General features: G+C 45.6%; 6 protein-coding genes. 4 read left to right on the top strand and 2 right to left on the bottom strand.

Features of this window, described 5'->3' with window-relative positions:
• Positions 1-130 precede the first annotated feature (130 nt).
• Positions 131-1,114 (top strand): helix-turn-helix transcriptional regulator, encoded by a 984-nt coding sequence (locus MHI45_RS06770; protein WP_076109004.1) that lies wholly within the window; start codon positions 131-133, stop codon positions 1,112-1,114.
• On the opposite strand, the gene MHI45_RS06775 is transcribed toward MHI45_RS06770, so the two are convergent.
• Positions 1,098-2,432: an ABC transporter substrate-binding protein gene (locus tag MHI45_RS06775; RefSeq protein ID WP_076109003.1), complete on the bottom strand. Its 1,335-nt coding sequence runs from the start codon at positions 2,430-2,432 to the stop codon at positions 1,098-1,100. The genes MHI45_RS06770 and MHI45_RS06775 overlap by 17 nt on opposite strands.
• 128 nt (positions 2,433-2,560) lie before the next feature.
• On the opposite strand from MHI45_RS06775, the gene MHI45_RS06780 reads away from it, so the two are divergent.
• Positions 2,561-4,339 (top strand): sensor histidine kinase, encoded by a 1,779-nt coding sequence (locus MHI45_RS06780; protein ID WP_076109002.1) that lies wholly within the window; start codon positions 2,561-2,563, stop codon positions 4,337-4,339.
• 3 nt (positions 4,340-4,342) lie between these two features.
• On the top strand, positions 4,343-5,983 hold the full coding sequence (locus tag MHI45_RS06785; protein ID WP_076109001.1) for a helix-turn-helix domain-containing protein: 1,641 nt from the start codon (positions 4,343-4,345) through the stop codon (positions 5,981-5,983).
• Positions 5,984-6,071: 88 nt separating this feature from the next.
• Here MHI45_RS06785 and MHI45_RS06790 read toward each other — a convergent pair whose 3' ends face one another.
• Entirely contained in the window at positions 6,072-12,719 is a 6,648-nt protein-coding gene (locus MHI45_RS06790; RefSeq protein WP_076109000.1) for a glycoside hydrolase family 3 N-terminal domain-containing protein, read from the bottom strand.
• A 286-nt stretch (positions 12,720-13,005) separates the two neighbouring features.
• Between MHI45_RS06790 and MHI45_RS06795 the strand changes: the two genes are divergently transcribed.
• Positions 13,006-14,256 (top strand): methyl-accepting chemotaxis protein, encoded by a 1,251-nt coding sequence (locus tag MHI45_RS06795; RefSeq protein ID WP_076108999.1) that lies wholly within the window; start codon positions 13,006-13,008, stop codon positions 14,254-14,256.
• Positions 14,257-14,342 lie beyond the last annotated feature (86 nt).

Here is a 14,342-nt window from a genome sequence, read left to right on the forward strand (position 1 = left end):
TTAAATTCAGGAAATCCAAACCTAACAGCGGCCGGAAGTCCAAACATTCTCTGTAGTCACGGCCAATCCCAAAATAGAAGAATTATAAGTTCAATCTATATAGGGGGATCCCCCCCTATGAGGAGGACGTATGAGAGCAGACCGTTTATTATCCATATTGCTTCTGCTGCAGAACCGCGGAAAAGTCACCTCCCGTGAGCTGGCCAGCACCTTGGAGGTGTCCGAGCGGACAATATTTCGTGATATGGAGGCGCTTAGCGCCTCCGGAATACCCGTGCTGGCTGAAAGAGGCCGGGAGGGAGGCTGGATGCTCACCGAAGGCTACCGCACTTCCTTAACTGGAATGAAGCCCAACGAAATAGGCGCTCTCCTGCTCTCTGCCGATTCGGCAATCTTGAGGGATCTTGGTATTCATGAGGATTTCACGATTGCATCGCGCAAGCTGGAAGCTGCTGCCTCAGGGAATAAATCCCCTTCCGCCAACTATTTTAACCAGCGTATTCATATAGACAGTGAAGGATGGCTTTCATCCGAGGAAAGCTTCCCTTTTCTTTCAACCTTACAGGCAGCCCTTTGGGAAGACCGGAAAGTAAGTATTTCTTATCTGCGCAATGGGGAAATAAAGAACAGAATCATTGGACTGCTGGGCTTGGTGGCTAAACGGGGGGTATGGTATGTTATCGGGCAGCATGAGGAGCAGTTCAGAACCTACCGGGTTTCGAGAATCGTTGCTGCCCAAATTTTAGAGGAAGTGTATCTACGACCTGACGATTTTGAGTTGACAAGTTACTGGGAGTTGTCTAAAGCATCGTTCAAATCCGCCCTACCCAGTTATCAAGCCAAATTCACGCTAAAGTCTTCCTCCCTTCAAGCGTTAAGGCAGGAACGCTTTGTTACATTGCTGTCCATAGATGAATCTCCTGATTCTGTATGGCTGGAGGTCGAAGCTGAGTTCAACGTCATAGAAGCAGCTTGCCGAATCATGTTGTCCTTGGGTCCCCATGTGATCGTCAGGTCACCAGAGGAACTGCGCATAAAAGTATATAAGGCTGCACTGGAAACCGTCCTATTGGGTCGTCGGGTGAGTCGTCTTCCAGCTACTGATTCAATTTAGCGGCTTCATCAAGTTTCTTTAAAAACTCTGCCGGAGTGCATCTTCCATCCATTAAGGATTGATGGGCCTCCATTACTTTATTTTTAAATTCATTACTCCCTTGATCCTGGAGGGGGGTCCCGCTGGAAGTTGAAATGGAGCTAAAGATGTCTACCAGTCCTTTTTGCAGCTTATTTTCTGCCCCAGTCAGGTATTGATCGAATTTTTGAGCGGGTATCCCTGCTCCACTTTGCCAAATAAGCTTCGCCCAATTCTCTGGATCGTAGAAGTATTTCAAAAATTGTACAGCCTCCTCTTTATTCTTCGAATGGGCGGAGATCGAATATCCCCCGCCAAACCAGGCTGCGACATCCGTCAGCTTGCCCCTGTCAGAAGCGGGATACGGTGCAGCTGCAACATTACTCCGGAATTCTTCCGAGAAATTCTCATCCGTAGCAAGACTGGATTCCCAGCTCCCCATCAAAAAGAAAGCCGCTTTACCCTGTCCAAACAAGTTGCGGGCTGCGCCGTAATCCGCAGTCAGGAAGCCGTCCGCGAGTGTCTTCTCTTTCTGGAACCGCTGTAATTCTTCAGCCGCTGCAAGAAATTGTTCATTACCTGTAAAGGTTGCTCTGCCCGCGAGAACCTCGTCCATTTTGCTGAAATCGCCCGTATGCCGCTGAGCGATGTACTCGAACCAGATCGGTAGTGACCAGCCTTCAACGGCATTGGTTGTGATGGGATTAATGCCTTTCTCTCTTAACATCTTGCTTGCCTTAAACCATTCTTGGGTTGTTCCAGGAACCGCGATACCGGTGTCGGCCAATATTTTTTGATTGTAGTACATCACAAAGAAGTCGGTATTTCTAGGTAACCCATATAATTCACCATGCTGCTTGAATCCATCGAGGGAGCCGGAGACGAAATGGTAGGAGGTATAATCCGACTCGTTCAGCTTAGCCAACAAACCTGCATCAATTAAGGGTTTGATAAAAGAGGTCTGCCCCCAGGATTGAATAATATCCGGAAGAGCATTCGATGTAGCGTATATTTTAACTTTGGATTTATAAGGCTCATCCTGCAATGCCTCGACTTCTATTTTCACATTTCTATGTTCTTTCATATAAGCGTCTATGATTTGCTGTTCGATTTTCCCCTGCCCGTTCTTGCGGTCAGCAAGAGCTGTGAACAATTTCAGCGTGACAATTCCCGGTTCCTCTGTATTATTCTGATCTTTTATCGCAGGTTTCTTGGAATTCATATTCGTAATACTAAATATTGCGCAAGCTGTCAAACCGGTTATGATCATTATGGATAGTGCACGGTATTTCTTTTTCATTCTCTTCCCCACCTCTTGAGAAGTTATTATTTCTAAAATTCAGGGGACAGCACATATATTATTACCTTATTTGTAGTTATACTGATGATATTCTATGTAAAGTAGGGTGAGACAATATTAAACCTATCGTGACGCGGTATCGAGACATTTCACTGCAGTATAAACTACTGATCTGGGTTATCCCTCTGCTGATCTTTACTGTAGGTTTAACTGGCCTTTATTCCTATTATATTGCCGCCAATGAAATCGTCGATAAAATCCGTCAAGCGCAAAGCCACATGGCTGCCAAAACTACGAACCAGCTTGATTTTATCACCAGCGGTACTATTAGCACAGGTAACTTCCTGTTTCTTAATCCATCCTTACAACATTTGGTGACCACCAGTGATACACTCGAAGTAAGAGAGCAAATCTACAAATCCCTCCTCCCATTGATGGTCTCAAGCGAATCCTTTCAATCCTTGCTTGTTTATCGCTTGTCTACGGGTCAAGAAGATAATGGGCCGTTCGCCATTACACAAACCGGTATTGCCAGTGCTGCCTCCTTCGCGGAGTTTCAAGAAACCCGGTTTTTCAAGAACATTATGAAATCTGCCGGTGAGCCTATATGGGATATGTTGTCCCCTGAGGATCACCTGCTGCATGGTGACAGACATTATAAACTCGTGATGATCAAGCCCTTTAAGGATTTCAATACCTATAAACGAATCGGTGTGCTAATGATTGGGATCGATGCCGATCAACTCAGCAATAATCTTTTCCGCAAAGAAAATAATGCATATCAACTGGTTATCAATGACGATGGTGTGATTCTGGCTTCTACGGAGTTGGATAATTTGGGTGAACATATTGGCGATCTGCCTTATTTCCAATCTGCTGAACCTGCACTTTCAAAAGATGATGCGCTCAGCTACCTGCTGGATAGAGATGACTTGGTTGTCTCTCAGACCACTTCCCCGCTGACGGGCTGGCACTCTTTGGTGATACAGAATAAAAAGGATTTATTGAAAGAGCTCGATTATATCAAATCCATAACTGTTCTTATTATGGCAGTGTTTACGCTGGTAATGATACTGTGTACTTGGTTAATCGCCAAAATCATTACGAACCCAGTCAAAACATTAATTCTCTCGATGAAGCAGCTGCAGCTTGGAGACTTCAGTCAGCGGGTGAATTTTTCGGGGAATGATGAGATCGGCCAACTGGGTTACTGGTATGATACGATGGTTAAGCGTGTGAAAACCCTAATCGATGATGTATATACTTCACACTTAAAGCAAAAAGAAGCAGAGCTTAAAACACTGCAATCGCAAATCAATCCTCACTTCCTGTACAACACTTTAAATATGATAAGCTGGACGGCGATGCAGAAGGATGAGCGGGATATTGCAGAAATGGTTCAATCTTTGTCCCAGGTGTTCAGGTTAAGTCTGAATAACGGCCAAGACAATGCCACTCTGCTTCAGGAGGTTGAATTCATCGAGAATTATTTATTTTTGCAAAAGAAACGTTTTACTACCAGATTTCATTTCTCCGTCACCCTGGATGAAGAGATCAGTCATTTCCAAGTCCCCAAATTATTATTGCAGCCTCTTGTTGAAAACGCCATCATTCATGCCATAGAACCTTTAGAGGGAAGCGGAATGATTGCGGTAGCCTGTTATGCTGAGGAATCGTGGATCGTACTGGAGGTTGTTGATAACGGGAAGGGCATGACTCCAGAACGGGTAGAGCAAATTTTATGTCATCCTAAACCGGTTACTCCTTCCATTGGACACTCGGGCCTCGCCTTAAGTAATATTCGCGAAAGGTTGAATCTGTACTTTGAGCTTACGGAATTTCACATTGAAAGCACCTTAGGTCTAGGTACGCGTATCCAAATCCGAATCCATAGAGGGGGGAACTAAACGATGCTCAGGTTGCTGATTGCCGAAGATGAATTATCATTCCGACAAGGAATTATTCAGATGATCGATTGGTCCTTTTACGATATTGAGATTGTGGGCGCAGCGAGGGATGGACGAGAAGCTATGACATTAATGAGAGAATGGAAGCCGGAGGTGTTATTAACAGATATTCATATGCCTTACATAAATGGACTGGAACTAATTCAGACTGCGCAGGAGGAGGGGCTGTCCTTCTATTCCATTCTGCTTACGGGGTACAGTGATTTTAATTACGCGAGGGATGCTGTCCGATATGGGGCAAGCGAGTATCTGTTAAAGCCCTGCTTACCTGAAGATATTCTCCAAGCCATACTTACAGTGAAGGAAAAGATCGATAAGGAACAAAGGGAAGGCTCCACGCTGCAACAGCTCAATCAGAATTGGACAAAAAATATTCCGCTGCTTAAAAATCAAATTTTAAATCAGTGGCTTGCGAATCCCCCGCTCCTTCTCGGAGACAGGCAGAAAATCATAGAAGAGATGGGAATCTCACTTAAACCTTTTAAGATTCATATTGGATTGCTGCGGATTGACACCCCGGACCACCGGAATGACTCCAAACTATATAAACGGGATATGGCATTGATTCGATACGCAGCCAGTAATATTCTGACCGAGACATTGCTGCCTCTATTCCATGGATTTATAGAACCGATTAGCTACGGAGAGGAAATATTATGGCTGGCCAACATCCCTGATCATGAGACCGATACCTCTTTGAAGAAAAAGATGGAAGAACTCCAAAAGAATATGGAGACCTTCTTGAAAATATCCATCAGTATAGCCATCTCTTCTGTAAAACCCTCTCTGAATGAAGTACATAGCGCGTACGCGGAAGCCATGGAAGCCATGGCAGGCCGGTTTTATAAAGGAAAAGGCGGGGTATTTCTTTTTTCCGAATATAATCAGCGCGGTCTGGTTCACACCTCCATCTTAGAGAATGAAGAATTACAGCAACTGGAGAAGGAAATAAAGCTCAACTTGGAAAATCATAATTATGAACAAGCATTAGATCATCTGGACCATTGGCTGAATTATATCCGCAACACCTCTCAATATGACAAAATGGAAGTCAATCTGCGGGCCACGATCTTCATTCTAGAGCTGCAAAAATTCTCACAGGAACGTAATCATGCCGCCTTCGAATGGAAGGATGACCTCATTAACTGGGTGGAGAAAGTCCCCTCTATCGAAACATTAGGAGAGCTGGCTACCATTATGCAAAAAATTATTCAAAGCATCGTTGAAATTGACTCCCGGCAGAAACCTCTTCACCGAACGGTTCAAGCTGCACTTGATTGGATTATTCAGAAGTACAACACCAGTATCTCGCTGGAATCTGTCGCTAAGGAAACTTATGTATCCAATACCTACTTAAGCTCTTTATTCAAACAAGAACTAGGGATTAACTTTTTGGATTATTTGCATCAATTCCGTGTGGAAAAAGCGAAGGAACTATTGAAGCAAAACTACAAAATATATACAGTTGCCAAGCAAGTCGGGTATCAGGAGGAGCGGCATTTCAGAACTACTTTCAAAAAATGGACGGGTCTGACTCCAACACAGTACCAGAAAATGATCGGTTACCTTGAACCTACAAACTGAAAGTTTAAAAGGGTATTTAAAAACCAAAAAAGGGCCAACCGGAATCTTCCGATTGGCCTTATCTTCATTCAACTACAACAGCACTTAGTTATTTCAAATTATACATCTTATAAATCATAACCGAAGCTTCAGCACGGGTTGCAGTCCCAAGCGGATTCACAAGGGTCCCGTTACCAGACACGATTCCATTCTTGACCAGCGTTGCTATGTCTTCAACCGCAAAGGGGGCGATCTTCGTAATATCATCAAATCGCGTTAAGTCCGCTGCTGATCCCTGTTCCAAATGAATCTGTGCAGCACCCAATGCCCGGGTGGCCAATGCCATCATTTCTTGTCTCGTGATGTTTGCTTCCGGTTCGAAGACATTGCCGCCTTTTCCTTGGACAATCCCGAGCTTCTTAGCTATGCCAATAGCCTCTGCATAATAAGCCGTGGATTTAACATCGGCAAAGTTATCACCTGCTGCTTCTGTAAGTCCAAGTGCTTTGACTAATAATACGATAAAGTCCGCTCTTTTAATCTTTGCATTAGGGGCAAATGTCGTATCTGATGTGCCCTGTATCACTCCCTTGGACGCCAGAACCTCGATTGCCTGCTTTGCCCACCCGTGCTTACTGATATCTGTAAAAGATTTATTAACATACGCTACAGCAAATGTGCCGAAATGTGTCGTGGTGAAACTAACCATTCCGGTTTTTTCATCGTAACGACCGCTTGGAACCGATATTAGATTTCCTTGTCCATCGATATACCAGACAGTGATTTGCTCCTTATGGGCCAATTCCGTTGCTGAAGGCGTGTATGGAATAGACACCGTTACCGGTGCTTTCGGATTATTCCATTCAATGACCTGATTACCGGCTCGTAAGGTCAGCCCGATGACGGGATGTTGCCCAATTTTTTGCTTTACCCCATCCTCAGTAATATCCGCTACTGCAATCGTTAATCCAATGTTGTCTACACCATTCGCAACGGTTCTGCTTAGCATGTTACTTGGCACGACTATCTTCCCAATGGCCGTATCAATTTCCAGCTTCGAGGTTAAAGTCCCCGTCGTCAGATTCTCAACAGGAAGAAGTATTTCGTATCCCTTTTGTCCTGCTAATTCCTCAACTTCTATAAAGACCGTTGGGACTCCTTTGACTGGCTTCGCAGCTTGTAGCGCTGCTTTCAAATCTGCACTTGCTATCGTTGTTGTTGCGCGGCCTGTGTTAGGATTTACTACAGGCTTCGGAGCTTTGATCATCGCCTTTTGCCCATTATCAACCGCGGTAGTCCCTGGGTTTGTTACGGGATTTGTTACTGGGTTCGTCCCGGGATTCGGATTTGGATTATTAGTAATATTGAAAGTGAATTCACCGACAGCGCTATGATTCAAGCTGTCTTTAATAGAAACTGCTTTGATCGTCGTATCGGAAGTAACCGTAAGCGGTCCCTGATATAAGAGGCTTGTCGTCGTCGGTACGGTACCATCGGTAGTATAATAAATAGTTGCTCCTTTGGTTCTACTTGTCAGATTCACATTGACCAGGTTGTTATAGCTTCCCGCACCTGGACTTGCTTGTGGTGATGCCGCTGCTGCTGCATAGAAGGAGACATAACTGTCATCCATCCCCGCTTTTACGACAATAGCCCGAAGGACTTTCGCCGTTGTCACCGAGACAGGACCCGTATATAATGCGCTGTCCTTTGTTGGAAGTGTACCGTCTGTTGTGTAGTGGATTTTCCCGTCAACGATATTCGTATTGAGCTTTACGATTTGCTCGTCATCCCTTTGACTATCTTCATACAAGACATGAGGCGCTGCAGCCATTTCAAAAACTGGCGCCGGAGCGGAATCCGTTGGCTCAAGCTGGAACCGGTCCAAATTTACTCCGTCGCCATTAATGACAAGCCGAATTGTCTGCGTGCCTGCTACTAAAGGAAGGATCGAAGCCGCTTCAGAATAGACAACCCAGCCACCAGTACTTGGCAAGCTTGTGGTACCGGTTGTTTGACCATTCGTCTGCAGCGATACGGAAACTCCGCCTTGTGGAGTCGCATAATTATATTTAATTTTGTAGTTGCTGGACTTCGGTACTGTAACTAAGTAATCCATATAGGTTCCCGCAGTTGTATAACCGAGGTTAGTAATTGGATCTCCTACTTGGATCACGTTCTGACCTGCTTTTACGAAACTCTCCGCTTCCACTTTCAAGATGCCGTCCCCGTCCACGGAATGAGGGCTGACTTCTTCGACGATAATATGCTGCATTTCAAAGGTGCCCACACTGCCGAGAATTCTAATGATCTGCTCCCCTGCTTCCAAATCCGCCGAAGTACGTATGAGATTCCAATTATTAGGTCCGGAAGGAATGTTAAATGTGGCGAGCGTTGTATGATCAGATTTCATCTGGAAAGCACTGCCTCCACCACTTGGAACTACAGCATTTAACGTAAATGCATATTTGCCGGCTCTCGGAACATTAATCTTAAAGTCTACCCAATCCCCAGCTCCTATGTCTGTAAATTTCCATCCCTCCGTAAAATTCACTCCTGAGAACTGATAGTAAACATCCGCGCTGACGGTACCTGGTATAGGTGTAGCCGGTGTCTGTCTTGCAGTCCCTTTCAGCTTCACATGCGCTGAAAGCGGCTTACCGTCAGTAGAATCAGAATAGGCGGTAGCCGGTATATTTAGGGTCAGGTTCACATCATTATAATAAGGCGTTCCATCCCATGCGAGTTTTACTTTAACCTTATCCGGGTTGTAAGTAGCGTAGGTAACAGAGGTTACTGTCACACCCTTATCCGTTGCCTCACCAGATAATGAAATGTCATTTACTTTGGAGCTATTAAAGGTGCCTCCGCTAAGATTCAACGTTACTTCTTTGCCGTTAACGTCATAATCCAAAACAGCCGGAGTAAGACTTAGCACCTTCTCCTCCCCAGGTACCGTTTGAATGTCACGGTTCCAACGGTAAGTGGCTACTGACTTGGGTGCTAATGTTGCCGCAATTTGTGTTCCGTCAGTCACCAGCTTAAACGTTTGTGTTGATGCCGTCTGGTTAATAACGACCGTAACGATCGTTTTCTTGTCCGGACTCATGAAGGATACATTCGTTACACTATCCTTATTACCGTAGTTGCTGTCGATTCGAGTGTAGCCTGGTTTCACGAACTTCGTGAAGTGGCCCACGAAGTAATACTCCGGCGTCAGCCAATAATTATCGGTATTCGACGAATCCTGAATTAACATCGTCGGATCCGGTGTTCCAACCCATTGGTGGGTGTTGATATCGCTATCAAGCATAAGGACCCATGAATTATAGCTTCTTGCCCAATTTCTGAAATACTGTGCAATCCGATCCGTACCTAATGTTCCCCATACTGCACGTTCCGTTAAGTAAACGTTCTTCTCGGGGTACATATCATGCAGCTGAGACATAAGCCCAAGATCGCCGCCGTAATCATGGAAAGCCGTTCCGTCGATCGCTGCGTAGTTCTCAGAATCAGCCAGCATTGGAGCCGGATAAGACATCGTGTCGCCCGGGTTGTGGTCGAATATCCATAACTTCACGTCCAGTCCTGCTGCTGTCAGCTTCTGCTTCAGCAGCTTGGCAAGCTCCGCTTCTTGTTGCCAGGGCATTTTCGTACTGGGATATTCGATTTCAAGAAGAGGCTCGTTCTGTAAGGTCATCGCCTCAATAACAATCCCTTGCTTCTTATACTCTTGAATGAATTTGACATAATAGTCCGCGAGTACAGGCAGATATTCATCCTTAACCTGCCCTTTAACCATGCTGTCAGTGGTCTTCATCCAGCCTGGAGGACTCCATGGTGAAGCAAAAAATTTGAGTTCCGGATTGATCGCCACCATTTTCTGTAATGCCGGAATAATACCGAAGTCGATATCCTTCTGAATTGAGAAATGACTTAAGCTTGTGTCCGTTTCACCTTTTGGCATATCATCATAGGAATAAAACTTCTGTGCTGTAAAGTCAGCCGAACCAATCGTAACGCGCATCATACTCATGCCAATGCCTTCAGTCTTGCTCACTAGCTTCTTCAGTAATTCGTCCTGTTTCGCTGGTGACATCTTGAGCAGATTGTAAACAGTCGATTCTTCCATCGATGTTCCAATCCCCATCATCGACTGATATTCTTTGTTTGGATCAATAGTAATCGTTGTAACTTTAGGGTCAACAGCCGTTCCAACCTCAGTTAAGTCGATATTAGCTTGCTGTTCAAGCTTCTTGTCGCCATCCTGCCAACGAGGATCGTAATACCATCCCATATCCCCGGAATCCCGTTCAGTGGTCACCCAGTTCTCTACTGCGTTCGCCTGTATGACCGGTGCCGGGGTTACAATTCCCCCACTATCAATTTCTGGCGCTGCGGGGGAGAAGCCTTTGGAACCAAACCAGTTTAAGTTTAGTCCGCCCGCCTTAAGCACTAACTTAATCTTCTGAACACCTGCTGTAAGGGCAATGTCATGAACTGTAGTCGTCTTCCAGTTCTGCCAGGCTCCTGTGCGGTTTACAGATAACTCACCGAGTTTCACGCCTGACTCATTTAGAATGTTAAATCCGGTATTATCACCTTCACCGGCATGGCGGAAATCTATATCAAACACTCCATCTGTTGGAACGTCAATCAGATATTCCATCCAGTCCCCTGCATCTGCGTAGCTAATATTTTGGCCTCCACCCACATCAGCAGTGCCCTCTAACTGTATCCCTTGCTGTTGTATGAAGCTCTCCGCCTCTACTTTCGCGTAGAGAGCGTTGCCCGGTTTTTGCGGAAGAGCAGGTAAAACAGGTGTTGGTTCGTTTTTAGTCAATCCATACCCATAATCAAACAGAATATATTGCTGTTCTAAATTCGAGGTGCCTGCCTTCAATGCCGAGTATGCCTCAGTGTAGAAAGGCCAACGAATCGGTAATTTCCCTGTGAATTCGTAATCACCGAAAAGGACATCAGCTACTCCCTGCCCCTCCGTTCCCGGCAGCCAAGCTTCAACCAGCCCTGCTATATCTTTCAATTGATCATTTATGATCAAAGGTCTTCCGGATACGAGGACAACAATCGTCGGAACCCCAGATTTACGGATATTATTTAACGTGGCAATATCTTCCTTATCCAATTTGAGACTGTTCAGGCCATCACCGTTTGATTCGGCGTACGGCTTTTCACCGATAACAGCAATCGCGACATCATTGCCCGCTGCGCCACGGCCATGTTTGTTGTAGGTTACCTTTTTTGATTCACCAGCTGTGTTCTTAATCCCCTGAAGGATCGTGGTTCCTTCCGTAATTTTTCCGGATAGACCCTGCCAGCTGATGGACCAGCCACCTGACTGTATGCCGATATCATCCGCACTTTTGCCTGCGACAAAAATCTTATTCATATTCTTAAGCCGGGAAAGGATCGGCTGACCATTTACCTTATCGTTTTTCAGGAGAACGAGGGATTCGCGCACTGCCTTCTGGGCAAGTGCACGGTGTGATTTAGAGCCGAAGGTAGTCTCAAGACTCTGATCCGTCATCGGATGCTCGAATGCACCCGACTCAAACTTAACGCGCAAAATACGCGTTACTGCGTCATCTATACGGCTTTGACTAATTGCCCCCTCCTCTACAAGTGCCTTCAGGTGAGTGATGGTAATTTTCCAATCGGCTGGCATCATCAACATGTCAACGCCGGCATTCACAGATACTTTAATCTGGTTCTTCAATCCACTGACTGCATTTCCATCCCAATCCTTGTTGATTTGCTGCACGGCATTATAGTCCGTAATAACAAAGCCAGTGAAGCCAAGCTGGCCCTCGCCTGTACCCTTCAGCGCATCGGTGAGAATACGTTTGTTCGCGTGCATCTTCAATCCTTGGATACTGTTATAGGAAGCCATTACCGTCCTTGCCCCAGCTTCTATAGCCTTTTTGTACATCGGCAGATTCAGGTCGAGCACTTCCTGCTCAGTCATCCCGGTGATATCGCCCTGATTCACTCCATTATCCGTTAACCCTTCTCCAAGAAAATGTTTTGCGGAGGCGATCACCCGATCACTATTCTTCAACTCGCCAATGGTTTTTCCCTGCAGTCCCTTTATGTACGCAGAGGCCATTTCAGCTACAAGGGACTGGTTGTCACTGAAGCCTTCATACGTCCGGCCCCAATTTATATGTTGCGGATCAGCAATGGTAGGACCAAAGATCCAATTCGTTCCAGACGCTTTAGCCTCCTGTGCGGTTGCGATCCCAATTTGTTCGACAAGTTCTGTATTTCGTGTGGCTCCTAAACCTATATTATGTGGGAATAAGGTCGCACCCATGATATTGTTCTGACCATGTACCGCATCAACCCCATAGAGAAGCGGGATACCAAGTGGTGTAGATAAGGCACCTGCTTGATAGGAATCTATAAGCGCCTCCCACTTCTCACGAGTACTGTCTAATTGCTTCCCGTTCGGGAAAGAACCTCCGCCACTGAGAACCGAACCTAAGTGATACTTCTTGACATCTTCCGGTGTGACAGATGCACGCTCCGCCTGCACCATTTGCCCGATTTTCTCATCCAGAGACATCCGTCCCAGCAAATCTGCCACTCGGGTATCCACAGGCAGTGAGGCTTTATAATAGGGAACCAGGGCTTCCGTAGTTGACGCTGCTGCATAGGAAGTTGCAGGTGCTGCTCCTGCAAGTGTTGACCACAAAAGGAGTAAAGCGGTGGCCGAGGAAATTGCGCGTTTCAACATTTCATATTGCCTCCTTCAAAAGTAGTGAGCATTGAAATCGAATACAAATTTCCCTTTCGAACAGAACCTCCTTAGGCAATTGTTATATAACGATTGAAAGCGTAATCATTTATAATCATAATTTCAGCATCCACAAAAATATAGGAGTCATTTTTTAGATAACCTGCAGCGTTTTTTAGATTATTCCTGTCTTAAATTTATGTCAGTTCTTACAATAGACCAAACCTCCTATAATCACCTATAATATTACAATACACAACATATTTATTAGGGGGAATTAGTTATTATGGACTGGATGAACAAGCTTCCGTTAAAACAGAGAATAGTTGCCGGTTGTTATCTGATTGCCGCATTATTCGCAGTTCCTGTTCTGATTACTTTATTGATCATGGGCAAGATCTTGATCGGAATTATTCTTGTTGTGGTACTGTCAGCGTTGACCTATCCTCTTTCACGATTTATTGAGAGAACGCTTACATCTTCATTTGACGACATTTCCAATGTGACGCACACGATCGCCAAAGGAGATTTCACAAGCCGTGCGGACGAAAGCGGGGCCATGGGCGACATCAGCCGCTCGTTCAACACGATGATCGAGAAGCTGAAGAAGATTCTGACGGAAGCTTCGGGAATTACCCGCCAGGTAATGGACGCGAGCCGGGGTATTGAAGACAAGAACCAGAATCTCAAGATTGTCATGGCACAGGTTGCCTCTTCTTCCAACGAGCTGGCCCTCGGCGCCAATGAGATATCCGTGGATATTGCAGATATGACGGAATCCATCAAAGACATAGAAACCAAAGTTTCTAACTACACAAGCTCAACTAAAGAAATGAATAAACGTTCTATACATACGCTGGAGCTGGTCGAAAAAGGACGTGTGTCCGTTGACACTCAGGCAGAAGGCATGCGCAAGAATATTCAGGCTACGCAAAAGGTGGCCGATACGATTGATGCCCTTTCACAAAATGCCCGGGGCATTACCATGATTACGAAGACCATCACCGAAATTGCCGAGCAGACCAACCTGCTGTCGCTGAACGCATCCATTGAAGCCGCGCGCGCAGGCGAGCATGGCCGGGGGTTCGCCGTGGTAGCCCAGGAAGTCCGCAAGCTTGCCGAGGAATCCACCGCTTCTACTAAGGAAGTATTCGGGCTGGTACGCAGTATCGAAGCTGACATCAAGCAGGCAATCGACAATATTGCCATCAACGAAGAGGTCGTACAGGTTCAGAATGAGATGATCACCGAGACCGCTCATATTTTCGCGCAAATTGTGCAAAGTGTTCAGTACATAACCGAGCAAATCGCCTCCTTCTCTGCTGAAAGTGATCTCATGCTGGAAAGTGCACTCAAAATCTCCAGCGCCATTGAGAATATTTCCGCGATTACCCAGCAGACGGCAGCCGGAACCGAAGAGGTATCCGCAGCCATGAATGAGCAAATTAATGCCCTGCAATCCGTAGCCGAAGAGACAGATAAAATGACACAAGCCGTATTCCAGCTGCAAAAGACCATTCACATCTTCAAATTCTAGATTAAGCGTATCCTGCTCCGAGACCTCTTTATGGATTATGGCTGATTATCAGCTGTATCCTGAAGAGGTTTTTTTTATTGAAATAT

Origin of the sequence: Paenibacillus sp. FSL H3-0321 (genome assembly GCF_038002865.1) — a bacterium.
GTDB lineage: Bacteria > Bacillota > Bacilli > Paenibacillales > Paenibacillaceae > Paenibacillus_AQ.

Bases quoted from the DNA above. Each gene is read 5' to 3' on its own strand.
- MHI45_RS06770 (WP_076109004.1), top strand. From the start codon at position 131: ATGAGAGCAGACCGTTTATTATCCATATTGCTTCTGCTGCAGAACCGC.
- MHI45_RS06775 (WP_076109003.1), bottom strand. From the start codon at position 2,432: ATGAAAAAGAAATACCGTGCACTATCCATAATGATCATAACCGGTTTG.
- MHI45_RS06785 (WP_076109001.1), top strand. From the start codon at position 4,343: ATGCTCAGGTTGCTGATTGCCGAAGATGAATTATCATTCCGACAAGGA.
- MHI45_RS06790 (WP_076109000.1), bottom strand. From the start codon at position 12,719: ATGTTGAAACGCGCAATTTCCTCGGCCACCGCTTTACTCCTTTTGTGG.
- MHI45_RS06795 (WP_076108999.1), top strand. From the start codon at position 13,006: ATGGACTGGATGAACAAGCTTCCGTTAAAACAGAGAATAGTTGCCGGT.